The organism is Enterococcus sp. NPDC086594 (assembly GCF_044746145.1).
Classification (GTDB): domain Bacteria; phylum Bacillota; class Bacilli; order Lactobacillales; family Enterococcaceae; genus Enterococcus_D; species Enterococcus_D entomosocium.
Genome location: NZ_JBIVBP010000003.1, coordinates 164,367 through 189,317 on the forward strand (window position 1 = coordinate 164,367; position 24,951 = coordinate 189,317).

Consider the following 24,951-nt stretch of genomic DNA (forward strand, 5'->3'; position numbering starts at 1 on the left):
TCAACAAAGTGTTGTTTAGATGGAGGCAACAAATGAAAAAATATAAAGCGGGTATCGATGTCGGGTCGACAACAGTCAAGATGGTTCTGTTAGATGAAGGCAATCAAACGTGTTTTTCAAGATATGAACGGCACTATGCAGACATCCAGAAGGCAGCGGAAAAAATCATTAGAGAAGCGCAAGAAGTGATCGAAGATCAGCCGCTTGCGCTGGCGATTACCGGATCAGGTGGGATGGGTCTGGCGGAAGTTTTGCGGATCCCATTTGTCCAAGAGGTCATCGCTTGTACCAAAACAGTTGAGACAGTGATTCCCGAAACCGATGTGGCCATCGAGTTAGGCGGCGAAGATGCGAAGATCACCTTTTTTGAAGGGGCATTGGAGCAGCGAATGAACGGCAGTTGTGCCGGTGGAACGGGTGCGTTTATTGATCAGATGGCGGTTTTATTGAAAACGGATGCCAATGGGGTCAATGAACTAGCCAAAGATTATCAAACCCTTTATCCGATTGCCTCACGCTGCGGGGTCTTTGCCAAAACCGATGTGCAGCCGCTGATCAATGAAGGAGCAGCAAAAGCAGACATTGCGGCGAGTATCTTTCAAGCGGTGGTCAATCAAACGATTGCTGGCTTGGCTGCTGGTCGTAAAATCAAAGGCAAGGTAGCCTTTCTAGGTGGACCGTTGACGTTTATGTCGGAATTGCGTCAACGATTTATCGATACGTTGAGCCTGCAAGAAGCAGACATCATTTTTCCCGAGAACCCAGAACTGTTTGTAGCGATGGGGGCCGCACTGTATGCAGAAGAAGAGCAACAGCTTTCCGTGCTATTAGCCCGCTTAGCCAACGGAGAAGATGGCAAACTCGCGCCAACTGATACATTAGCCCCATTGTTTAAAGACGAGGTGGAATTGACTGCTTTTCGTGCTCGCCATGCTCAAGCGGTTGCTGCAGAAAAAGCGTTGTCTGAGCATACAGGCGCTGCTTATCTAGGCATCGATGCAGGATCAACCACAACGAAAGTGGTTTTGATCAATGATGCAGGGGAATTATTGTTTTCTTTCTATGGCAATAATGAAGGTGAACCGTTAGCGACAACGATGGCGGTTTTACAAGAGCTTTATCGTCAGATGCCTTCTGACGTTTACATCGCAAAGTCAACGATCACAGGTTACGGCGAGCATTTGATCAAACATGCACTGAAAGTCGATATCGGTGAAGTGGAAACGATGGCCCATTACAAAGCTGCCGAACATTTCCAGCCGGGGGTTGATTTTATCCTAGATATCGGTGGACAAGACATGAAGGCGATGACGGTTAAAGATGGCGCGTTATCTTCGATTCAATTGAATGAAGCCTGTTCCTCAGGATGCGGCTCCTTCATTGAGACTTTTGCCAAATCTATGAATCAGGATGTCAAAGAATTTGCGTTGGCAGCTACAAAAGCCCAAGCACCGGTTGACCTTGGTTCGCGTTGTACCGTCTTTATGAACTCAAAAGTGAAACAGGTCCAAAAAGAAGGGGCTTCTGTTGGCGACATTTCAGCCGGCTTGTCTTACTCGGTCATAAAAAATGCTATCTATAAAGTTATCAAGGTTCGGCGACCTGAAGACCTCGGCGAGAAAATCGTCTGCCAAGGAGGGACTTTCTATAACGAAGCGGTTCTGCGCGCTTTTGAATTGATCAGCGGCCGTGAAGTCGTTCGACCATCGATCGCCGGTTTGATGGGGGCATATGGTGCCGCCTTGATCGCTTTAGAAGAAGCAGCCCTTGACGATGTTAGTACGTTGTTGTCTCCAGCAGAAATGGCCGATTTCCAAGCAGAAAAAGAATTTACGAATTGCGGTCTATGCGAAAACAATTGCTTGTTGACGGTGACCCTCTTTTCTGACGGTCGAAAATTTATTACCGGGAATCGCTGCGAACGTGGTGCGCGAATCAAAATCAAGAAAGAAGACCGCAAAATCAATCTTGTGGATGAAAAATATCGCCGCTTGTTTAAGTACCGTTCCTTACGTAAAAAAGAGGCCGTCCATGGCGAAATCGGCCTGCCAAGAGTATTGAATCTTTATGAAAATTATCCGCTTTGGCATACCTTTTTCACCAAGTTAGGGTTTCGAGTAACCTTGTCGCCACGTTCCAACAAAGAACTATATGAGCAAGGGATTGAAACGATTCCTAGTGATACGGTTTGTTACCCAGCCAAACTAGCCCATGGACACATCCAAGCACTGATTGATCAAAACGTACCGTTGATTTTTTATCCAGGTGTTATTTTTGAGCGACTAGAGAACACTGCCGCTGAGAATCATTTTAACTGTCCAATTGTGCAAAGCTATCCAGAAGTGATTCGTAATAACGTCGATGCGATTCGTGAAGGGGCGGTTGACTACCGCTGTCCGTTTTTGAATTTGGCGGATGAAGCCTCAATGGTCAAAACTTTAACGAGTACTTTTCAAGATTTTGGTTTTGTAGAAGAAGAAATTGCCCAAGCCCTACGCAGCGGTTTCGAGGAGCTGGATCAGTTCAAGACAGATATTGCGCAACGGGGAGAAGAAACGCTACGTATGCTGATGACGACCAATCAAAAAGGGATCGTTTTATCTGGAAGACCATATCATTTGGATCCTGAAATCAACCATGGGATTGCAGAAGTCATTACCCAAGAAGGCTTCCATGTATTGACTGAGGACAGTATTGCTCATTTAGCAAATGTCGGCGATCTGAGGGTTGTGGATCAATGGGTCTATCATTCGCGATTGTATGCGGCAGCTCGAGTGGTCGCGAAAAACAAACAATTAGAACTGGTTCAATTAAACTCATTCGGTTGCGGGATCGACGCAGTCACTACTGATCAAGTCGAAGAGATTATGGCGCAGTATGGGAAGTTATATACGGTGTTGAAAATCGATGAGGGAGCGAACCTTGGGGCAATTCGGATTCGGTTGCGTTCCTTGAAAGCAGCAGTCAACGAACGGGACAAACAGCACTTTGTACCTAAAAAGCAATACGAGGAACCGGCAAAGATCATTTTTACCAAAGAGATGCGTAAGCAGCACACGCTCTTATTGCCGATGTTGAGTCCCATCCATCAAAGCGGGTTAGTCGATGTTGCTTTGCAAGCTTCTGGGTATCAAGTGGTCTGTCTACCTAGTGAAGATCGTGAGGCGGTTAATGTCGGTTTACGCTTTGTCAATAATGATGCGTGCTATCCGGCGATCATTTCCATTGGACAGCTAGTAGAAGCATTGCAAAGCGGAAAATATGATGTTGAAAATACCAGTGTTTTGATGACTCAGACGGGCGGCGGATGTCGTGCAACGAACTATATTCCTTTGTTACGTAAAGCACTGAACGATGCAGGATTTCCACAAGTGCCGGTGGTATCTATTTCGATGGGCAACACCGGGGTTGAATCAAATCCGGGCTTTCGCTTTACCTTACCGATGATGAAGCGTTTGGCGGTGGCATTTTTATACGGAGATCTCTTTGAACGGGTCGTTTATCGCACCCGTCCATATGAGCAAGAAGCAGGGGCTGTCGATCGGCTCCATCAAGAATGGCTGGAAAAAATTGCCAAAAACGTTCGTAATGGCTCCTTCAGTCTGTTTAATCGAAATATGAAAAAAATCATTCAAGCCTTTGATCAAGTGCCGATAAGAGATATCAAGAAGCCGCGTGTCGGTGTCGTGGGAGAGATTTTAGTGAAGTATTCACCGACTGCCAATAACGATGTCGTTCGCCTGTTAGAAGCAGAAGGAGCGGAAGCGGTCGTACCAGATATTGTCAGCTTCATGAATTATTCCCTCTACAATCAGATTTGGCGCTACGAGCATTTGGGGATGGCGAAGAAAAGTAAAATGATCGCTGATTTTGCGATCATGGCGATTGAAAGGCTCCAAAAACCGATGGATAAAGCACTGAGGGCGTCAACGCGTTTTGATGGTATCCATTCGATCCATCAGCTTGCGGAGCAAGCGAGCGAGATTGTTTCCATTGGTAATCATACGGGAGAAGGCTGGTTCTTGACCGGTGAGATGATTGATCTATTGGAAAATAATGTCAACAATATCATTTGTCTGCAACCATTTGGCTGTCTGCCCAATCATGTGGTAGGAAAAGGTGTTATGAAAGAATTACGTCGTCAATACCCGCAGGCGAACATTGCGGCCATTGATTATGATCCAGGTGTCTCAATCGTCAATCAATTGAATCGTATCCGCTTGTTGATGGCCACTGCCAATAAAGCGTTGGCTGAATAAATTCTCAAGCCAGCGACCGAACCAATTTAAAAGAAAAGCGACTGCTCTTGTTTGGACATTTTGTGATAACTTCTTTCTTCTGCCTATAAAATAGGGAAAGAATTCGCACAAATTGAGAAAAACAGAGCAGTTTTTGCTTTTTTTATTAGCTATTTAGGTATATACCAGTTATAATAGGAGGGGAACGGAGGAATGTGTAGTGGTGGAAAAATTACCTGTTTATATCCAAATTCATGATCAAATTAAAGCCAATATTGAAAACAATACATACAAAATCGGGGATCGTCTGCCCTCAGAGCGCGAGTTGTCGAAACAATTCGGCGTGAGTCGCATGACGTTGCGACAAGCGATCCAAACCTTAGCAGATGAGGGGATTCTTGAGCGTAAAATCGGTTCCGGCACTTATGTGGCTCGCCAAAAAGTACAAGAGAAAATGACGGGCACGACGAGTTTTACCGAAATCATGAATTCTCTTGGTCGTAAGCCTTCCAGCAAAGCGGTCGCTTATTTCTTGACGGCACCTAGCTCCAGTGAGATGGAAAAGCTGCAATTAGAAGGTCACGAAACGATTTTACGGATGGAGCGGATTCGGTATGCGGATGATGTGCCGATCTGTTTTGAAGTAGCGAGTATCCCTGAAAAGTTTATTCATGACTTTAGCAAGGAGGAGATCATCTCTTCCCTCTATAAAGTGTTGGAAGAAAAAGGACAGCGGAAAATTGGCGGCGCTTCGCAAACGATCTCAGCTATGGTCGCTTCCGAGCAAATTGCTGATTACTTACAAATCAAACGCGGCGATGCGATTTTACGTATGCGGCAAATCACTTCATTTGAAGATGGTCAACCATTTGAATACGTGCGCACCCAATATGTTGGTAATCGTTTTGAATTTTATATGGAAAAATAACCTGTCTCTTCCAATTGGCAACAAAAAGCCCAAAAAAGCCGAAAGGCCCCTACGAGCGTTTCAGCTGTTGCTTAGCGTCGCTGGTTGCATGACCGTTTCGGCTTTTCAAATATTTGGGCTTCCTGCATTGGTTGTAGCAAACTTGGCAGCGTCCTCCTTGAGGAAAAGAGCACACACTGGAAGGTCTTTAGTAAGCTGGCTTACTCTGTTGACTGCTCGATCAAGCGTTCTACATATTCGGTAGTCCCTCTGGTCAATTGCACTTGACCTTGTAGCAAATCGATCAGAGCGGCTTCTTGGTCGGCAAGTACTGCTTCAGGAATCATTAAGGTGACAACGATTTTCTCCGTATAAGCAATATCTTTTATATAGATATTCTGCAGTTCTAAGTAGTTTTGGAGCTTGCCTAAAAGGGGATAATCGATGGTCAAGGCAAGTTCTTGATGCAAAATACCCTCGACGATTCCTACCTCTTTGATTCCAGCAGAGGCCGAACTTGAATAAGCGCGAATCAATCCACCAGCACCCAGCTTCGTTCCACCGAAGTAGCGGGTAACAACGGCGATCACATTGATCAGTTCGTTTTTCTTTAACACTTCTAAAATCGGTACCCCAGCGGTGCCGCTCGGTTCACCATCATCACTGCTGCGCTGGATCTCATGATTTTCACCTAATACATAGGCGCTGCAATGATGATTTGCCTTCCAATGCTCTTTCTTGAGGGCTTGAATAAACGCTTTGGCTTCGTCTTCTGATTGAATTCGTTTTAATGAACAGAGGAAACGCGATTTTTTGATTTCTATTTCTGTTTCTCCGTCTTGTCGAATCGTTCGATAAGTCACGCGCACGATCGCCTCCTTTATGTTTCTAGTATAGGCAATCGGAAGGAAAGTTACAAATAGAAGAAAGAAACAGGTACGAACATAGACCCTAAAAAGAGGAGGCAGTTGCTTTGGGTAGACGCAAAAAGTACGATACGATCACTCACTATTTAAAGAACAACGGCGGTTCGCAAATCACCTTAACGTTTACGCAGTTTGATGAATTTCTTTTCCCCGCATCCGGTTTGCCCAAAAGTGCCCGCACCAGTAGCGATTGGTGGGCGAATGATTACCGCCATCCAGAAAATGGGGCTTATGCGTGGCTGAATGCCGGCTACGAGGTAGTCCTCGTCAATTTAAAAAAAGAGTACGTCGTTTTTAATCGTTTAGTAAAATCAAACTGGTTGCTGGATAGAAAGCGTTGACAAATTTCAAACTTGTTCTATACTAGAGATAGGAAATGTTATCTTATTCTTAAAATTCAAGGAGTGTTCGATATGGCGAAAAAAACAATTATGTTAGTTTGTTCTGCAGGGATGAGTACAAGCTTATTAGTAACAAAAATGCAAAAAGCAGCTGAAGCAAAAGGATTAGAAGCAGATATTTTTGCAGTTTCCGCATCAGAAGCAGATCAACATTTAGAAAGCAAAGACGTAAACGTTTTACTATTAGGACCACAAGTTCGTTTCATGAAAGGCGATTTCGAGAAACGTCTAGCGCCAAAAGGAATTCCATTAGAAGTAATCAACATGGCAGATTACGGCATGATGAACGGCGAAAAAGTCTTAGATCAAGCTTTGACATTGATCGGCGAATAAGCAAGACCTGCTGTTGAAGCAAACAAGAAACCTGTAATCGGTTCAAGTACTTTTCAAAAAGTACTTGAACCGATTTTTTTGCGTACTTAAAACTGAGGTGTATGTTATGACCAATCAAAAAGGAAGACAATTTTTTGTTTTAGATGAAACAATGAGTGTAGGAAAAACTTTTGATTCTCGACCGGCAATGCTCGAGCAGGGGAAGAGAATCGTTTGTCAGCGTTGCGGTTCTTCCCACCACAAGCCGTCGGTTCTATTGCCGATAGGCTGCTATTACTGTCCAACTTGTATTCGCTATGGTCGGATCACATCAGATGGCCAACTCGTAATTCAACAAACGGATCTTGCAGCCTTTGATCACAAGATCGTTTGGCCAGGAGTGTTGACTTCGTTTCAGCAAAAAATTTCTCAGCAACTAGTGGCAAATTGTCGACAAAAGAAATCGTCTCTTGTTTGGTCAGTCACGGGTTCAGGGAAGACCGAGATGATCTTTGAAACGATCCGCCACATACGGCAAGAAGGTGGTCGTGTGGCGATCGTCTCGCCACGGATCGATGTCTGCCGTGAACTGTTCCCCCGGATTCAACAAGCGTTCCCACAAGAGGAAAGCCTGCTCCTTTATGGGAAATCAGAAGAACCTTATCGTTATACAACGATCCTTATTGCCACCACTCATCAGCTACTGCATTTTTATCGCAGCTTTCAACTGATCGTGGTGGATGAGATAGATGCATTTCCCTACGAGGGCGATGCGCAGCTGCGTTACGGATTATACAATGCCTTGGCAGAAAACGGGTGTCTGATCTATTTAAGTGCGACGCCTTCAAAACGATTGTTGCAAGAAATTCATTTGGAATTTGCAGTGTTAAAAATGCCTCTACGGTTTCATCAGCGTCCGCTGATCGTTCCGAAACCTATTCATTATAGCCGCTGGGCGCAGGCTTATCGCAAAAAACGTTGGCTGCGACCATTGCTACAGCACTTGCAGCGGTTGGTTAAAAAAAACTTTGTCTTGGTATTTTGTCCAAGTATTCAGCTGATGAAGGAAATGGAAGGGGCTGTCCGCAGGCAAGAAGCATCATGGCTCCTCACTAGTGTTTCTTCACAAGATGAAAAACGGAGGGAAAAAGTCCAATCGGCACGCAGCCAAGTGTACAAGGTGTTGTTTACAACGATGATTTTAGAACGAGGTGTAACGTTTGAAAATGTCTCAGTGGTGGTACTGGGAGCCAATCACCCGGTCTTTACAAAATCGGCGTTAGTACAAATCGCTGGCCGTGTCGATCGCAAAGGTGCGTTTACAGAAGGGGAAGTCATTTTTTTCTACGACCAAATGACAGAAGCAATCCGTCAAGCAATCAAAGAAATCAATGAGATGAACCAATTAGCAAGGAGCTGGTTGACCGATGGAGTGTAGTTGGTGCCAAATATTTTTTTCAAGAGAGGTAACGATCATTGAGCTGTTGGCTCCTTGGCGCATCCCCGAAAAAGAATTATGTCCACAATGCGCTCAGCGATTTACAGTGATCGATTGGCAAAGCTGCTGCCCAACATGTGGCAAAAAGGATACCATTTCCTGCAGTGACTGTCTCTTTTGGGCGAAAACCTGTCCCATGATCCATTTGCAGCATCGGGCACTGTTCGCTTACGATCAAGGGATGAAGGAGTGGATTCACGAATACAAATTAATGGGAAACTATCAGTTGCGAGAGACCTTTGCTGCTGCCATCAGACAAAAGATCAACAACTTTGATTACGATTGTTTGATACCCATCCCGCTATCGGCAGAACGTTACCAGGAGCGAGGGTTTAATCAAGTGACCGCTGTGCTGGACGCAGGCGGAGTTAAGTCGAAAGAATGGCTGGATAAAGTGGTTGATACCGCACCACAAGCTCAACGTTCTCGCAAGCAACGATTAGAGGAGGCGCAACCTTTTGCGGTGAAGCCAGAGGCAACGGTTGAAATAAAAAACAAGAAACTGTTGTTGATCGATGATGTTTACACTACCGGTAGAACGTTATATCACGCAGCTGAAGCATTGCAGACCTTTGGCCCCCAGTCGATTCGATCCTTTTCCTTTGCCCGTTGAATCGTTATTTTGAAAACGCTTAAATAAATTTGTTCGATTTACTAGGCAAATGAGCAAGAGTTCGATATAATAGAGTTAAGAAGAAGAAAAGAGTGGTCCTTTTCCTTCTTTACTGGTAGACGAAAGGGGTAATTTTTATGTTTAGATATAATGTGCGCGGCGAAAATATCGAGGTAACAGAAGCGATCCGTGATTACGTCGAGAAAAAAGTAGGTAAATTAGAACGTTATTTTAATGATGTGCCGGAAGCAACAGCACATGTTAATTTGAAAGTTTATACTGAAAAAACAGCAAAAGTAGAAGTAACGATTCCTTTACCATTCTTAGTTCTGCGTGCGGAAGAAACCTCACCTGATCTATATGCTAGTATCGATTTGGTTGTTGACAAATTGGAACGCCAAATCCGCAAATTTAAAACAAAAATCAACCGCAAATCTCGCGAGACAGCATTGGTTCCGCCAACAGATGGTGATTTGTTCACAACTGAAGCAAACGATGAAGAAAACAATGGTTCTGAATTAGACATCGTACGTACAAAACGTTTGTCTTTAAAACCAATGGACAGTGAAGAAGCTGTTTTACAAATGAACATGCTTGGACACAACTTCTTTATCTTTGAAGATGCGGAAACGAATGGAACGAGCATTGTGTATCGTCGAAAAGATGGCAAATACGGGTTGATCGAAACCGATTAACAAGTGTTGATACCTTTTTCTCGACACCCCAAAAAATAGTCTTTTTTGACAGAGTAGCTGAGAAGCTACTCTGTTTTTTTATACTCGTTAAATTGGCTGGAAATCTTTTTTATATAGAGAGTGTCTTGGTTCTTCTTTTGGTTTATTATGTTATACTATAGATGAAATAATACAAGGAGAGTGAATCATGACTACGCTAGCAGATGTTGCTAAAAAAGCAAATGTTTCCGCAATGACCGTTTCTCGAGTGATCAATCATCCGGACAAAGTAACTGAAGAGTTAAAGCAGCTGGTTCATCAAGCGATGCTTGAATTGGATTATCAGCCGAATATTGCTGCCAAATCATTAGTTTCCAAGCGTTCCCATATCATCAAAGTGTATATTTTAGAGGAGATGGATACGACGGAACCTTACTATATGAACTTATTGGTTGGGATCGCTCGTTCTATTGGTAAAGCACACTATTCTTTGCAGCTAGTTACGACTGACGGGGTGGATCGTGGTCCAGCAGATGGCTGCATCATTACGGGCTTTCGCCAGGCTGACATGGACTGGATAAGAAATTTAAGAAAGCCTGTGGTGTTGTTTGGCGAAAATGAAGCTGGGTTCAGTTTTGTTGACAGTGACAACTACCAAGGAATCGTTTCTGCATGCAAACATGCTATCGACACCGGCTATCAACAATTGGTCTATATTGGTTTAGAGTTGGAAGAAGCGTTTACGAAAAGCCGAGAAGAAGGGTACATAGATACAGTCAAAAAAGCGGGAATATCACCAAAAATCTATCGTTTTGACAACCGATCTTCCGCCGCCCGCAAGTTTATCCAATCGCAGAATGAGCATTTAATGAAAAACACTTGTTTTATCTGTGCCACAGATCGTTTAGCGTTAGGCATCAATCAAGGCTTACAGTCGATCGGAGTGGAGGTGCCAGATGATTTTGGGATCATCGGCTACGATGGCGTATTCCTTGATCAGGTAAGTTCGCCAAAATTGACAACGATGAAGCAAGCCATCGTGGAAATGGGGGAAGTTTGCGGCGAATTATTGATCCAAAAAATCGAACATAATGATACGAGCCAGCGACAACAGCGCTTTTTACCTCAACTCGTGGTTCGTGAATCCACAAAATGAAAAATTAAGCAAATGGTTGCGCAATTTCTTTTTGATTCCTCGACATCTTAATTTAAAGGCTTTTTCTATTTTTGTTATCGCTAACATTTAGAAAAGGTTTGCCATTTTAAGAAACCGGTTGCATAATGGAGTTACAAATTGCAGGAGGTAAACAGGATGAAAGTGAATTGGAAAAAGGCAGCTCTAGGATTAGTTTCAGGAAGTGCGTTGTTAGCGCTTGCAGCGTGTGGCGGCAACGGCGGTAGTACCGATGGTAGTAATGCAGATGCAGGTTCAGGGAGCGATGAAAAAACGCTCACGGTCTCTGTAGGCGCAGACTATATTGATTATATCAATGAAGTGAAATCTGACTTTGAATCTGAAAATGATGTTACCATCAACGTTGTAGAAATGGATATGTTCGATCAAATGGATGCGCTTCAACTAGACGGTCCTGCTGGGAAAGGTCCAGATGTTACGATGTCTCCTTACGATCGTGTAGGTCAAGTAGGCTCGCAAGGGCATTTGGCAGAAATGACTTTGCCAGATGATGGACGGTACAGCGATACAGACAAGCAACAAGTGACGATCGATGATAAAATCTATGGCGCACCAGCAATGATTGAAGCAGTTGTCATGTTCTATAACAAAGATTTGATCGATGAAGCGCCAGCAACTTTTTCTGATTTAGAAGAGCTAGCAAAAGATGATCGTTTTGCAGAAGGCGATGACAATGTTGGTTTCTTAGCTCGTTGGACAGACTTTTATTATACGTACGGTCTATTAGCTGGTTATGGTGGTTATGTCTTTGGGGATGAAGGGACAGATCCATCTGATTTAGGGATCAACAATGAAGGTTCTGTTGAAGCAATCACGTACGCAACTGATTGGTTCCAAAATGTCTGGCCGCAAGGAATGCTGGATGTATCAGCCAACGAAAACTTGATGTTAGATTACTTTAACCAAGGCAAAACAGCAGCCATCATTTACGGACCATGGGGCGTGAACGGCTTTGAAGAAGCAGGGATTAACTATGGCGTAGCGAAAATCCCAACGCTGAGCAATGGCAATGATTATGAAACGTTTGGTGGTGGAAAAGCATGGGTTGTTTCCAACTACTCACAAAACAAAGACATTTCTCAACAATTTGTCGAATATTTAACAAACGAAGCTAATCAAGAGAAATTGTATGAAATGCGTCATGATATTCCAGCAAACATTATGGCTCAAGAAACAGTTGCTGCTTCTGATGATCCAGTAGCAAAAGCAGTGATCGAGCAATACAGTGTTTCGCAACCAATGCCAAATATCCCTGAAATGTCTGAGGTTTGGGTAGGGGCTGAGAACATGCTGTTTGATGCAGGTTCAGGCAATATGACTCCTCAAGAAGCAGCGGATAATGCTGCCAAAACAATCGAAGAAGCGATTGAGCAGAAATATTAATAAATAGCCGATTACGGTCTGTCATTCATGTCGACGATTCTATAGAGGATGTTTGTCAAAAGGATTCCTTGCAACGTAGCACGCAAGAAATTGCTTGATGAGATTGATTTCTATGGATCGTCGGCCGCTTGGCAGACTTTCGATTTTAAGGAGGATACATATGAGGACGAATTCAAAAGCCACGCAGACAGCGCTTCTTTCAATCATCCCTGGGGTGGGACAATTCAAAAATGGTCAGAAATTTAAAGCGGGACTCTTTTTTGCGGTCTTTCTAATTTTTCTAGGCGAAATGCTTTTGTTCGGTGGACAAGCATTATATAACTTTGTCACACTGGGATCAGTACCGATGGAACACAATTCTTTGTTCTTGTTGATCGAAGGAACGCTACAGGTCATCGTTACCGTTATTTTCATTATCTTTTGGGTTTTAAATATCAAAGATGCCTATCAAGTTCGCCAAAGTATTGAAAAAGGGTTCCCGGTGGCAGTTACGAGAAAAGAGTTTTTCAATAAATTGTATGAGGATGGTTTCGCTTATCTATTGACGATCCCAGCCTATCTGGTGATGATCGTAGCAATTATTTTTCCGGTAATGGTGACACTCTTCATGGCGTTTACCAACTATGATTTTCGACATATTCCGCCAGCAAACTTAATCGACTGGATCGGTTTTTCGAATTTTACGAATATCTTCACCTTGAGTTCTTACCGCGACACCTTTGTAAAAGTGTTTAGTTGGACGGTGATTTGGACCGTTTTAGCAACTACTTTGCAAATTACCTTAGGAATACTGACAGCAGTTGTTGCCAATCAAAAATTTGTGAAGTTCCGTCGGGTCTTCGGGGTGATTTTCTTGCTTCCTTGGGCGGTGCCAGCGTTCATCACGATCATGAGTTTTTCGAACATGTTTAATGATACCGCTGGAGCAATCAATACACAGGTGATCCCGCTATTGAACAATTTGCCTTTTGTTGATATTGGCAATATTGCTTGGAAAACCGACCCGTTTTGGACAAAGACCGCGATTATTTTGATTCAAGGTTGGTTAGGGTTTCCATATATTTATGTTATGGTCTCAGGGATTTTACAATCCATTTCTGAAGATTTGTATGAAGCAGCCAAAATGGATGGAGCAAATGCGATTCAGCGTTTTCGCAATATTACGTTACCGGCGATCTTTTTGGTGGCAGCACCAACCTTCGTTACGCAATATACAGGGAACTTTAATAACTTCTCCATGATCTATCTCTTTAACGAAGGTGGTCCAGGAAGTTTAGGTGGAAATGCCGGTTCGACGGATATTTTGATTTCATGGATCTACAAATTGACGACGGGCGGCTCGCCACAATACTCGATTGCTTCTGCATTGACCTTGATCATTTCCTTTGTGGTGATTTCCATTTCATTACTGGTGTTTAAAAAGACGAATGCATTTAATATGGAGGATTGAGGATGAAAAAGAAAAAGTTTTCTTTCAGCAAATTATTTACCTACTTGTTTATGATCGCTTTATCGATCGTTATCATCTATCCCTTGTTGATTACCGCAACCTCAGCCTTCAAGGCAGGGAATATGATCGCCTTTCGCTTGGATTTTGATGCGGATTGGACATTGAACAACTTTCGACGATTGTTCAATGAAACCCCCTATTTGACATGGTATAAAAACACCTTGATCGTGGCTGTTTCCACGATGGTGATCCAAGTAATGATCGTAACACTGGCAGGGTATACTTACAGTCGTTATCGCTTTGCCGGTCGTAAGAGCAGTTTGATGGTGTTCTTGATCGTTCAGATGGTGCCAACGATGTCGGCGTTGACCGCTTTTTATGTCATGGGCTTATTAGCAAACGGCCTAGATAGTTTCTGGTTCTTGACACTGATCTATATCGGTGGTGGGATTCCCATGAATACTTGGCTGATGAAAGGGTACTTTGATACGGTACCGATCGACTTGGATGAATCAGCGAAACTTGACGGTGCAGGGCATTTCCGCATCTTTTGGCAAATCGTTTTGCCCCTCGTAAAACCAATGGTTGCCGTCCAAGCATTGTGGGCCTTTATGGGGCCATTCGGCGAATTCTTGCTGGCGCGGTTCTTGCTTCGCTCACAAGAGCGTTTGACCGTCGCAGTCGGGCTGCAGACCTTTATCAACGATGCCCGTAATCAACGGGTCGCACTCTTTGCGGCTGGTGCGATTTTGATCGCCGTACCGATTGCTGCACTGTTTTTCTTCTTACAAAAATACTTTGTTTCAGGTTTGACCTCGGGCGGAACAAAAGGATAGGAATGATAGGATGTCTGAACAACGATTTCCCTTAACATACTTTGGGGCCATATTTTCTCCAACAAAAGTCTATGCATGGCGTAAAAAATTAAATCGCTGGCAGCAAGTGTTTGTCTATATTTTCTTGATGTCCTTGCTGATGATCCCGCTGACCTTGATGATCAGCAAGCAAACGGATCAAGCCTTTGCAGCATTTTTCCCCCATGCAAAAACACTCATGACTGCTGAAACAGCAGCCGAATACAGTGAACTGCAGCTGGAAGATGGCAAACTTTTAACGGATGAGTCACAAGTCTTTTCGCAAACAGAAGCGGGCATTATAGGTGTTGCGCTTTCAGAAGCGGACCTTTCAAGAGCAAAATATGCTATCAATTTTCGTGAAACAGACTGGACCATCAAAGAGGAAATCGATGGACAAACCTATCATTATGAGATGCGTTACACGGCGGAAATGATGCCTGATCAAGTGCATGATGCGGCTTCGTTTCAGAAAGTGATCGAAGACGGCTTTTATCGCAACAACGAGACGGCGATTTTCTTCAGCCAGACGATCACGGTGGCATTTTTATTGGTGGCAATGAATAGTATCCTCGTCATGGGCGCAGCGTTTTTCCTCTGGCTGACGAAAAAGTCGCGACTGTCGACGATCAGCAGTTTCAAAGAAAGTACCAACGTGATTTTGAATGCACTGGGGGCAGGCTCTCTGGTGGCGATGTTGGCAGGATTTATTGGCGCGGACATCATCTTGATGATTGGGATCCAATCTTTAGGCATGCTGCTGATGCTCTTCTTAGCTTTCTTAAAAACCCGTTTTAAAACGGCCTAATTTGCAAATATTCGCAACAAGTCATATGGACGTGCGCTGGACTTTGGGCACCGATCGATGGCTTGTTGCGTATTTTTTCCCTTCGTTTCTTTAAAATCTGTGAAAAAAGGTTAAGAATCCGTTTATCACGCAAGATTGATGCGATAGTTCTATCGAAAAATATTTCATTTATGGTGAACTAGTGCTAAAATAGTTAGGAGAGTTTCCAGCTAGGATAATGTAGAAGTAAAAGGAGAATTATTAAGGTATGGCCAATTTTTTTAGAAAATTAATCGAAAACGACAAAAAAGAATTAAAACGTCTTGACCATATTGCGAATCAAGTTGAATCACATGCGGATGAAATGGCCGCTTTATCTGATGAACAATTACGCGGGAAAACCGATGAATTTCGTCGTCGTTTCCAAGAGGGAGAGACTTTGGATAAATTATTACCTGAAGCTTTTGCAGTAGTACGTGAAGCTGCAAAACGCGTTTTGGGTCTTTATCCTTACCACGTCCAATTAATGGGTGGGATCGTCTTGCATGATGGGAATATTCCAGAGATGCGTACCGGTGAAGGGAAAACCTTGACGGCGACATTACCTGTTTATTTGAATGCCTTGAGTGGTCAAGGCGTCCATGTCGTAACCGTCAATGAATACTTGGCAACTCGTGACTCGACTGAGATGGGAGAGCTGTACAACTTTTTAGGATTGACAGTCGGTTTGAACATCAACTCAAAATCAGCAGAAGAAAAACGTGCGGCGTATGCTTGTGACATCACTTATAGTACAAACAATGAATTAGGGTTTGACTATTTGCGGGACAACATGGTGGTTTATCGTCATCAAATGGTACAACGTCCATTAAACTATGCCATTGTCGATGAAGTCGATTCGATCTTGATCGATGAAGCGAGAACGCCATTGATCATTTCAGGACAAGCAGAAAAATCGACCGCGCTATACAATCGGGTCGACAATTTCGTCAAACGCTTGACGGAAGAAGAAGACTACAAAATCGATATTCAATCAAAAACGATCGGCTTGACAGAACGCGGGATCGAAAAAGCGGAAGAGACCTTCGGCTTAGAAAACTTGTATGATATCGAAAACACCGCATTGACCCATCACTTGGACCAAGCGTTGCGGGCGAATTACATCATGATTCGTGACATTGATTACGTGGTGCAAGATGGCAAAGTAATGATTGTTGACCAATTTACAGGTCGGATCATGGATGGCCGCCGCTATTCTGACGGGCTGCATCAAGCGATCGAAGCAAAAGAAAGTGTCGAGATCGAAGATGAAACCAAAACGATGGCGACGATCACATTCCAGAACTACTTCCGGATGTACAAAAAACTGTCTGGGATGACCGGTACTGCGAAAACGGAAGAAGAAGAGTTTAGAGAAATCTATAACATGCAAGTCATTCAGATTCCTACGAACAAACCGATCTTACGGGATGATCGTGCGGACTTGCTTTATCCAACACTTACCAGCAAATTCCAAGCAGTCGTTCAAGACATCAAAGAACGCCACCGCAAAGGGCAACCAGTCCTTGTAGGGACGGTCGCTGTTGAGACTTCTGAATTACTATCATCAATGCTTGATCGGGAGAAAGTTCCTCATGAAGTATTGAATGCCAAGAATCACTTTAAAGAAGCGGAAATCATTTTGAATGCTGGGCAAAAAGGTGCTGTAACGATCGCGACCAATATGGCTGGTCGGGGAACGGATATCAAGTTGGGTCTTGGTGTTGCAGAACTAGGCGGATTGGCAGTTATTGGTACCGAGCGTCACGAATCACGACGGATCGACAACCAGTTGCGGGGACGTGCGGGACGTCAAGGAGATCCAGGGATGTCGCAATTTTACCTGTCGCTAGAAGATGATTTAATGAAACGTTTTGGTTCTGAACGAATCAAAGTGTTCTTAGATCGGATGAAAATCGATGAAGGCGATGCCGTGATCCAAAGCAAGATGCTTTCAAAACAAGTAGAATCTGCCCAAAGACGAGTGGAAGGGAATAACTACGATACCCGGAAAAACGTCTTGCAATACGATGACGTAATGCGAGAACAGCGGGAAGTTATTTACGGACAACGTCAAGAAGTAATCATGGAAGAAACGGATCTTTCACCACAATTAATGAATATGGTGAAACGTTCCATCAGCCGTGTCGTTGACAGTCATACGCAATTAGAAGAAAGCAATTGGAATTATGAAGGAATCGTTGATTTTGCTGCCAATGCACTTGTTCATGAAGATACCATCAGTATTGAAGACATCAAGGGCAAATCAGCTCAAGAGATTAAAGATTATCTAAACCAACGGGCAGAAGAAGTCTTTGAACAAAAGAAAACACAACTTAATAGTCCAGAACAATTACTGGAATTTGAAAAAGTAGTGATTTTACGAGTCGTTGATACGAAGTGGACCGACCACATCGATGCCATGGATCAATTGCGCCAATCGGTTGGGTTACGGGCTTATGGACAAAACAATCCGTTAGTTGAATACCAAACAGAAGGATTCAATATGTTTGAAAACATGGTTGGAGCCATCGAGTATGAAGTAACTCGTCTGTTTATGAAGGCAGAAATCCGCCAAAACGTTCAACGGGAACAAGTAGCCCAAGGAGAAGCACAAGGGGTAGAAGAAGCACCGGCTGCCCAAGCGCCAAGTTTCAAAAACGTGGGCCGCAATGATCCTTGTCCTTGCGGAAGCGGGAAAAAATTCAAGAATTGCCACGGGAAAAATATGTAACAAGTTTTGAAAAAGGTGAGAGTAGGCTGGCAGACGTTTTTGTCCAGTCTACTTTCGTTTGTAAGAAAAAAAGAAAGAAGGAATTTTAATGGAAATCGCAGATATTCGGAATCAATTGACCCAGATGAATGAAAAAATAATCAGTTTTAGGGGGTCTCTTTGACTTAGATCAGTTAGAAGAGGACATTGCGGAAGCGGAACACCAAATGGCAGATCCTACCTTTTGGGATGATTCAGAAAAAGCTCAACAAGTCATTAACGCCAACAATGCCAACAAAGAGACTTACGATCAATTCAATCAGCTAGCAGAAGAATTGGAAGAACTCGAAGTGATGTTGGAAATGATTCAAGAAGAATCCGATCCGGAAATGGAAGCAGAACTTGATGCGCGAATCGGTAAGTTAAATGAGAAAATGGCTTCTTATGAATTGTCGATGTTGTTAGATGAACCCTATGATCGAAACAATGCCATCATCGAGCTGCACCCGGGAGCAGGCGGTACCGAGTCGCAAGACTGGGGCAGCATGCTGTTACGGATGTATACTCGTTTTTGCGAACAACATGGGTATCAGGTGGAAACTTTGGACTATCAAGCCGGTGATGAAGCGGGGATCAAAAGTGTCACATTACTTGTGAAAGGCCACAACGCCTATGGCTATTTGAAGTCGGAAAAAGGCGTGCATCGCTTGGTCCGTATTTCACCTTTTGATTCTGCTAAGAGACGGCATACGTCATTTTGCTCGGTGGATGTGATGCCAGAATTAGATGGGGCGATCGATGTGGAGATCAACTCAGATGATTTGAAGATCGATACGTACCGCGCAAGTGGCGCTGGTGGACAGCACATCAACAAAACCGAATCTGCTGTGCGGATCACCCATATTCCGACAGGAACGGTGGTCGCTAGCCAAGCCCAGCGCTCACAATTGAAAAACCGTGAGCAGGCGATGGGGATGTTGAAAGCCAAGCTGTATCAATTAGAAGTGGAAAAGAAAGAACAAGAAGCAGCAGCCTTGCGAGGCGAGCAGTTAGAAATTGGTTGGGGCTCGCAAATCCGTTCTTATGTCTTCCATCCCTATTCAATGGTCAAAGATCACCGAACGAATTTCGAAACTGGGAATGTACAGGCAGTCATGGATGGCGATTTGGACGGCTTTATCGATGCCTATTTGAAGCTGAAACTGAATCAAAAATAACCTGGTATGACTTAAACAGATTGAAACACAATTGTAATCTGTTGCAAGCAAGGTGAAATATATTCATGCTATAATAAGCCAGAATGAAAATTTGAGATGGAGAGATAGCTGTATGATAGAAATGAAAGATATAATGAAAAAGTACTCTAATGGTACGACTGCTATCCGTAACCTTTCGATTTCAATTGATCAAGGGGAGTTTGTCTATGTCGTTGGACCATCCGGCGCCGGAAAATCAACCTTTATCAAATTGATGTATCGAGAAGAAAGAGCAACAAAAGGCGTTTTGAATGTCGCAGGATATGATTTGGTCGGCATGAAAAACCGTGAGATCCCTTTGATGCGCCGGGAAATCGGCGTGGTCTTCCAAGACTACAAACTTTTACCGCGGAAAACGGTCTTTGAAAATGTTGCTTATGCAATGCAAGTTATCGGACGCAAACCCCGTGATATCAAAAAACGGGTGATGGAAGTTTTGGATTTGGTCGGACTGAAACATAAAGTTCGGGTCTTTCCAAGTGAACTTTCCGGTGGGGAACAACAACGGGTGTCGATCGCTCGTGCCATCGTAAATACACCGAAGGTATTGATTGCGGATGAACCAACCGGAAATCTAGATCCTGAAAACTCATGGGAAATCATGAAATTGCTTGATCGAATCAATGCACAAGGAACAACGGTCGTTATGGCGACCCATAATAGTACGATCGTAAATACGATTCGTCATCGCGTGATCGCGATTGAGAATGGCCGCATTATTCGCGACCAAGCGGAAGGAGAATATGGTTACGATGATTAGAACATTTTTCCGTCATCTCCTGGAGAGTATTAAAAGTTTAAAGCGTAACGGCTGGATGACTATCGCGTCATTGAGTGCCGTGACGATCACATTAACATTAGTCGGTATTTTTCTAGGTGTAATCTTAAATGCAACAAAACTAGCCGAAGATATTCGTGAGAATGTGGACGTGTCGGTTTTCGTTGATATTGGTACAGAACAAGAAGACATGGATGCTTTAGAACAGGCCTTAAATGATCTGCCGAACGTTTCAGAAGTGGCATTTTCTAGTCGAGACGAAGAATTGCAGAAGATCCAGGATGCCATGGGGGATTCATGGAACTTGTTCGAAGGCGACAGTAATCCACTGTATAACGTATTTGTTGTAAGTGCAACAGATCCAGAGTATACGACAGAGATCGCAGAACAAGCTGGGGATTTGCCGAATGTCTTTAAAGCCGATTACGGTGGAGATTCTTCTGACCGAATCTTTGAATTGTCTGCGGCTGTGCGGACTTGGGGCTTAGCTGCTGCTGTCTTACTGATTTTTGTGGCAATGTTCCTAATCTCTAATACGATTCGGATCACGATTTTGTCCCGTCAAAGAGAAATTCAAATCATGCGTCTGGTTGGGGCGAAAAACGGCTACATTCGTTGGCCATTCTTCCTTGAAGGCGGCTGGATCGGACTCTTAGGATCAATTGTCCCAATTGCGTTGATGTACTTCGGGTATCATCAAGTTTATGCAATGGTCAATCCATCCTTGCTACGTTCAAATTACAGCTTAATTGCACCAAATATGTTTCTAATACAAGTGTGCGGTGTGATGGCACTGATTGGTATCGTGATTGGTTCGCTTGGTTCCATCTTATCAATGCGCCGATTCTTAAAATTCTAAACGTATGTTTTATTAAAGTCGATCGTCAGATCGGCTTTTTTTGTTTCATCACAGTGTTTCTTTACTTTAGGTACTATTTTTTGATATGCTTTAGTAGCGGGAAATCGGGGAAGAGGTGGAAAAATGGTTGTAATGGATAATTTGGTAACCATTTTATTTATAGTTAATATTTTGTTATCAATCATTATCATTTTCAGAGAGAGACGTCAGACTGCTCAGACATGGGCCTGGCTTTTGGTCTTGATGTTCATCCCAATCGTTGGTTTTGTGCTTTACTTTTTCTTTGGTAGAGGAATTTCCAAGGAAAAGATTTTCGATATGCGCTCACAAGCAAAGATTGGTCTAAACGTTGAATTAGAAGAACAAAAACAAGCACTCGCGCGTCATTTGTTTCCGCATCCGCCGACTGCTCAAGTAGAAGTCCAGCAGTTAGTCTATCTGTTGACGGTCTTTGGTCAATCCCTCTATACGACAGCCAATAGCATGACACTTTATACCGATGGGCGGCAGAAATTTGATGCCTTGATCGCGGATATCGAACAGGCAAAAAATCACATTCATATGGAATATTATATTTATCGCAGTGATGCATTGGGAAATGAGGTCAAAGAAGCATTGGTACGAGCCGCAAAGCGAGGCGTAAAAGTAAGAGTCTTGTTAGATGCTTGGGGCAGTACCCAGGTATCATTGAAGTTTTTTGATGAATTGCGTCTGCATGGCGGGCAAATTGCCTTTTTCTTTCCTTTGTTCGTTCCTTATGTCAATCCGCGAATCAATTATCGGAATCATCGTAAAATCGTGGTGATTGATGGTGAGATTGGTTATACAGGCGGTTTTAATGTGGGAGATGAATATCTAGGACAAGTGGAAAAATTTGGCTATTGGCGAGACAATCACTTGCGAATTGCCGGTTCAGCTGTCTATTCGCTGCAAAATCGGTTTTTGATGGATTGGAATTCACAACATGCCTTGGAGATCAAATATGATCCTTCTTTGTTTCCTGAAATCAAACAAGCGGGGACAGTCGCAGCCCAAGTTATCACTAGTGGTCCTGATACGGAACATGAAGAAATAAAAATGACGTATTTGAAAATGATCAATTTAGCCAAAAAAGAAATTCTAATCCAAACGCCCTACTATATTCCGGATGAAGCTATTCACAATGCCTTAAAGTTGGCACTGCTTTCTGGGGTGAAAGTCCATATCCAAATCCCTAATAAACCGGATCATCCCTTGGTATATTGGGCGACCTATTCCTTTGCGGCTGAGCTGCTTCATTTTGGTGCAATCATTGAAACCTATGAGAAAGGGTTTATGCATGCGAAAACGATGATTATAGATAGTGGACTTGTATCGATTGGTTCAGCAAATATCGATGTTCGATCCTTTCGCTTAGATTTTGAAGTCAATACGATTATCTATGATGCGCAACTTGCGACTCAAACAAAAGAAGCGTTTCTGGCGGATTCGATCGATTCCAAACCGTTAACGATCGAAGCGTATCAACAAAGAAAATTGACGATCAAGATCAAGGAAGGCCTGGCACGTCTTGTGTCACCGTTACTGTAAAAAAATGCCCTTTTCCAAAAGATGGAAGCCATCATTTTGGAAAAGGGCATTTTTTAATAGGATTAACCCATAATACTTGTGTACGCTGCTAAGAAAATCGAGCCGACAGTGAGAATAAGCATGGTCCAGATCACGACTTGCGTGATTTTTGCAAAGGTACTTTTTGGTTTTTTCTCGTTCATTCTAATCCACCTTTTAGAGTTATTCTAGTGACAGTTTACCCTCAATTTCTCAAGAACTCAAGTTGATCCAAGGAGAAATTAAGGAAATTTCAATTTCACTATAAAAAAATTCGTTAGAATGGCAAGATAGGCTTGTTGAAGCTACGCCCTTCTGTTTTAATAGGTAAAGAAATACATTCTTTAAAACTTTCAAAAGTTAGTTGTTGAAATAAGAGCCTCCTTAAAAAATTTCATGGCTGTCTTATTCCGGCTTAGATTTTTAAAAGAACTGAAACATGGATGTAAAGAAAATAAAGTATAGTGACACTAGTTGTTAGAAAGGATTTTGCTGTATGTCTGGATTTAATCCAATCGTTTTGTTTTGGTATATTTTTCCTGTGCTCGTTTATTTTGCTTGTCGTTTTATCGTTTCTGCACTTTCGTTGAATGATCGTTTCCATGTGAAGGCACCGGATTTAGCGGTACCATTTTTAATGGTGGGGATTCATCAATTATCAAAATATACTTTTGATCAAGCAATCACATTGTATTATTTGATCTCCATTTTTTTATTAGGCATTCTACTGGCCGTCTTTCAGGCGTACTACTATGAAGAGATCCAATATGGTCGCTATTTTAAGATGTATTGGCGCAGTATTTTTCTATTTACGATCATCTTTCATGTCGTTTTGATCATTCTAAATATCGTAAGTTACTTATAGTGTTTTGCCCCTTGATAAACGTCCATTTTTTCACTTAAAGTTTTTTTAAAGACTTTAAGGAGTCTGATTTCCTCTTTTTGTTCATTTGGTAAAGAAAAGTCAAACAACTTCCCTTTCAAATTTCATATAATTTGTGGTAGAAAGTGGGGGATTGTGGTAGACTGTGAATATCAGGTGGAGATCGGGGGTTATTTATCGATGTTTATGGGAGAATTTCAACATTCGATAGATGCAAAAGGCCGACTAATCGTCCCTTCAAAACTACGAGAAAAACTCGGAGAAAAATTTGTTGTGACACGTGGATTAGATGGCTGTTTATTTGGCTACCCCTTATCTGAATGGGAAAAACTTGAAGAAAAACTAAACGAAATGCCTTTAGCGAAAAAGGATGCTCGGACATTTGTCCGCTTCTTTTATTCTGCTGCAACAGAGTGCGAGATCGATAAACAAGGACGAATCAATATCCCTGTTACATTGAGAAATCATGCAGACCTTACTAAAAGCTGCGTGATCATCGGGGTTTCAAATCGAATCGAGATTTGGGATGAAACGCGTTGGCAAGCATTCTCTGAAGAAGCAGAAGAAAACTTTGATGAAATTGCTGAAACAATGATCGACTTTGGCTTATAGGCTTGATAGGAAGAGGAAAAAACACATGGCAGATTTTCAACACTACACCGTTATGCTACAGGAGACCGTTGATGGATTATCAATTCGTCCAGAAGGCGTCTATGTCGATTGTACATTAGGTGGAGCTGGTCATAGTGAATATTTATTGTCACAACTGTCTGAAGAAGGACATCTCTTTGCTTTTGATCAAGACCAAACCGCCATCGACCATGCAAAAGAACGTTTAGCACCTTATGTTGCTAAAGGGATGGTCACGTTTATTAAAAGTAATTTCCGCTATTTAAAGGAAGCATTGAATCAACACGGCGTAAGCCGAGTCGATGGTATTTTGTATGATTTAGGTGTTTCCTCACCCCAATTAGATGAAGCCGAACGTGGCTTTAGCTACCACCAAGATGCACCGCTGGATATGCGGATGGATCAAACTGCAGCATTGACTGCCTATGAAGTGGTCAATCAATTCGACTACCATCAATTAGTCAAAATCTTCTTCCGTTATGGAGAAGAAAAATTCTCAAAACAAATCGCTCGGGAAATCGAGCGGGTGAGACAAGATCATCCCATCGAAACAACAGGGGAATTGGTCGATATCATCAAAACAGCCATTCCAGCTCCAGCAAGAAGAAAGGGCGGTCACCCAGCAAAACGGGTTTTCCAAGCCATTCGAATTGCAGTCAATGATGAGCTAGGTGTAATTGAAGAATCACTTGAACAAGCCATTCATCTTTTAGCAGTCAACGGACGTGTCAGTGTGATCACGTTCCACTCATTAGAAGATCGCATTGTGAAATCGATGTTCAAGGAATACAGTACACCAAAGGATATGCCACCAGGTCTGCCGATGATACCAGAAGAATTTCAACCAACACTAAAACTTATAACAAGAAAACCACTGCTTCCTACTGAGGAAGAAGTAGCTGAAAATAATCGTTCTCGTAGTGCGAAACTACGAATCGCGGAAAAAATCAAGGAAAGCGAAGGGTAAC

21 protein-coding genes and 2 pseudogenes are annotated in these 24,951 nt (G+C 42.9%); 21 read left to right on the forward strand and 2 right to left on the reverse strand.

Going from position 1 to position 24,951, the window contains the following annotated elements; genetic code table 11:
• Positions 1–32: 32 nt before the first annotated feature.
• Both ACIPK1_RS07035 and ACIPK1_RS07040 read left to right on the forward strand, forming a co-directional pair.
• Entirely contained in the window at positions 33–4,259 is a 4,227-nt protein-coding gene (locus tag ACIPK1_RS07035; protein ID WP_400450364.1) for an acyl-CoA dehydratase activase-related protein, read from the forward strand.
• 199 nt (positions 4,260–4,458) lie between these two features.
• On the forward strand, positions 4,459–5,166 hold the full coding sequence (locus tag ACIPK1_RS07040; protein ID WP_005228765.1) for a GntR family transcriptional regulator: 708 nt from the start codon (positions 4,459–4,461) through the stop codon (positions 5,164–5,166).
• Between the two features lie 200 nt (positions 5,167–5,366).
• On the opposite strand, the gene ACIPK1_RS07045 is transcribed toward ACIPK1_RS07040, so the two are convergent.
• Positions 5,367–6,008 (reverse strand): YigZ family protein, encoded by a 642-nt coding sequence (locus tag ACIPK1_RS07045; protein WP_086317472.1) that lies wholly within the window; start codon positions 6,006–6,008, stop codon positions 5,367–5,369.
• Between the two features lie 110 nt (positions 6,009–6,118).
• Between ACIPK1_RS07045 and ACIPK1_RS07050 the strand changes: the two genes are divergently transcribed.
• From ACIPK1_RS07050 to cls, 16 genes and pseudogenes are all read left to right on the forward strand, one after another.
• Positions 6,119–6,412 carry a hypothetical protein gene (locus ACIPK1_RS07050; RefSeq protein WP_005237305.1) on the forward strand — a complete coding sequence of 98 codons (294 nt, stop codon included), beginning with the start codon at positions 6,119–6,121 and terminating at the stop codon, positions 6,410–6,412.
• Between the two features lie 72 nt (positions 6,413–6,484).
• Entirely contained in the window at positions 6,485–6,805 is a 321-nt protein-coding gene (locus ACIPK1_RS07055; protein WP_005228768.1) for a PTS sugar transporter subunit IIB, read from the forward strand.
• A gap of 106 nt (positions 6,806–6,911) precedes the next feature.
• A complete protein-coding gene (locus ACIPK1_RS07060; protein ID WP_400450367.1) occupies positions 6,912–8,222 on the forward strand; it encodes a DEAD/DEAH box helicase in 1,311 nt (436 codons plus the stop codon).
• Positions 8,212–8,895 carry a ComF family protein gene (locus ACIPK1_RS07065; protein WP_008377318.1) on the forward strand — a complete coding sequence of 228 codons (684 nt, stop codon included), beginning with the start codon at positions 8,212–8,214 and terminating at the stop codon, positions 8,893–8,895. The genes ACIPK1_RS07060 and ACIPK1_RS07065 overlap by 11 nt, the downstream gene beginning before the upstream one ends.
• Before the next feature lie 137 nt (positions 8,896–9,032).
• Positions 9,033–9,590, forward strand: a complete 558-nt coding sequence (hpf, locus tag ACIPK1_RS07070; RefSeq protein ID WP_005237301.1) for a ribosome hibernation-promoting factor, HPF/YfiA family — start codon at positions 9,033–9,035, stop codon at positions 9,588–9,590.
• A gap of 187 nt (positions 9,591–9,777) precedes the next feature.
• Positions 9,778–10,725 (forward strand): LacI family DNA-binding transcriptional regulator, encoded by a 948-nt coding sequence (locus ACIPK1_RS07075; protein WP_086316959.1) that lies wholly within the window; start codon positions 9,778–9,780, stop codon positions 10,723–10,725.
• A 156-nt stretch (positions 10,726–10,881) separates the two neighbouring features.
• A complete protein-coding gene (locus tag ACIPK1_RS07080) occupies positions 10,882–12,147 on the forward strand; it encodes an extracellular solute-binding protein (protein WP_061053856.1) in 1,266 nt (421 codons plus the stop codon).
• A gap of 160 nt (positions 12,148–12,307) precedes the next feature.
• Entirely contained in the window at positions 12,308–13,597 is a 1,290-nt protein-coding gene (locus ACIPK1_RS07085; protein ID WP_005237298.1) for a carbohydrate ABC transporter permease, read from the forward strand.
• 2 nt (positions 13,598–13,599) lie between these two features.
• The gene (locus ACIPK1_RS07090; protein ID WP_005237297.1) at positions 13,600–14,433 is read left to right on the forward strand and encodes a sugar ABC transporter permease; all 834 of its coding nucleotides are present in this window, start codon (positions 13,600–13,602) and stop codon (positions 14,431–14,433) included.
• Between the two features lie 10 nt (positions 14,434–14,443).
• Positions 14,444–15,259 (forward strand): DUF1189 domain-containing protein, encoded by an 816-nt coding sequence (locus tag ACIPK1_RS07095; RefSeq protein WP_086299192.1) that lies wholly within the window; start codon positions 14,444–14,446, stop codon positions 15,257–15,259.
• Positions 15,260–15,506: 247 nt separating this feature from the next.
• Positions 15,507–17,891 (forward strand): annotated as a pseudogene (gene secA / locus ACIPK1_RS07100) (preprotein translocase subunit SecA); the annotation flags it as partial.
• Between the two features lie 45 nt (positions 17,892–17,936).
• A pseudogene (locus ACIPK1_RS07105) lies at positions 17,937–18,011 on the forward strand (SEC-C metal-binding domain-containing protein); the annotation flags it as partial.
• A gap of 88 nt (positions 18,012–18,099) precedes the next feature.
• A protein-coding gene (gene prfB, locus ACIPK1_RS07110; RefSeq protein ID WP_400450373.1) for a peptide chain release factor 2 occupies positions 18,100–19,207 on the forward strand; the annotation gives its coding sequence in 2 pieces (ribosomal slippage) (positions 18,100–18,171 and positions 18,173–19,207; 1,107 coding nt in all).
• 112 nt (positions 19,208–19,319) lie between these two features.
• A complete protein-coding gene (gene ftsE / locus ACIPK1_RS07115; RefSeq protein WP_005237293.1) occupies positions 19,320–20,006 on the forward strand; it encodes a cell division ATP-binding protein FtsE in 687 nt (228 codons plus the stop codon).
• Positions 19,999–20,883, forward strand: coding sequence for a permease-like cell division protein FtsX (ftsX, locus tag ACIPK1_RS07120; RefSeq protein WP_400450430.1), 885 nt, complete (start codon positions 19,999–20,001; stop codon positions 20,881–20,883). Before ftsE ends, ftsX begins: the two co-directional genes overlap by 8 nt.
• Before the next feature lie 123 nt (positions 20,884–21,006).
• Positions 21,007–22,452, forward strand: a complete 1,446-nt coding sequence (gene cls / locus ACIPK1_RS07125) for a cardiolipin synthase (RefSeq protein ID WP_005237291.1) — start codon at positions 21,007–21,009, stop codon at positions 22,450–22,452.
• 62 nt (positions 22,453–22,514) lie between these two features.
• Here cls and ACIPK1_RS07130 read toward each other — a convergent pair whose 3' ends face one another.
• The gene (locus tag ACIPK1_RS07130; protein WP_005237290.1) at positions 22,515–22,634 is read right to left on the reverse strand and encodes a DUF4044 domain-containing protein; all 120 of its coding nucleotides are present in this window, start codon (positions 22,632–22,634) and stop codon (positions 22,515–22,517) included.
• A 332-nt stretch (positions 22,635–22,966) separates the two neighbouring features.
• On the opposite strand from ACIPK1_RS07130, the gene ACIPK1_RS07135 reads away from it, so the two are divergent.
• From ACIPK1_RS07135 to rsmH, 3 genes are all read left to right on the forward strand, one after another.
• Positions 22,967–23,335, forward strand: a complete 369-nt coding sequence (locus tag ACIPK1_RS07135) for a DUF3397 domain-containing protein (RefSeq protein WP_005237289.1) — start codon at positions 22,967–22,969, stop codon at positions 23,333–23,335.
• 198 nt (positions 23,336–23,533) lie between these two features.
• Positions 23,534–23,965 carry a division/cell wall cluster transcriptional repressor MraZ gene (mraZ, locus tag ACIPK1_RS07140; RefSeq protein ID WP_005228792.1) on the forward strand — a complete coding sequence of 144 codons (432 nt, stop codon included), beginning with the start codon at positions 23,534–23,536 and terminating at the stop codon, positions 23,963–23,965.
• Positions 23,966–23,990: 25 nt separating this feature from the next.
• Positions 23,991–24,950: a 16S rRNA (cytosine(1402)-N(4))-methyltransferase RsmH gene (gene rsmH / locus ACIPK1_RS07145; RefSeq protein WP_008377332.1), complete on the forward strand. Its 960-nt coding sequence runs from the start codon at positions 23,991–23,993 to the stop codon at positions 24,948–24,950.
• The last annotated feature ends 1 nt before the right edge of the window (position 24,951 follow it).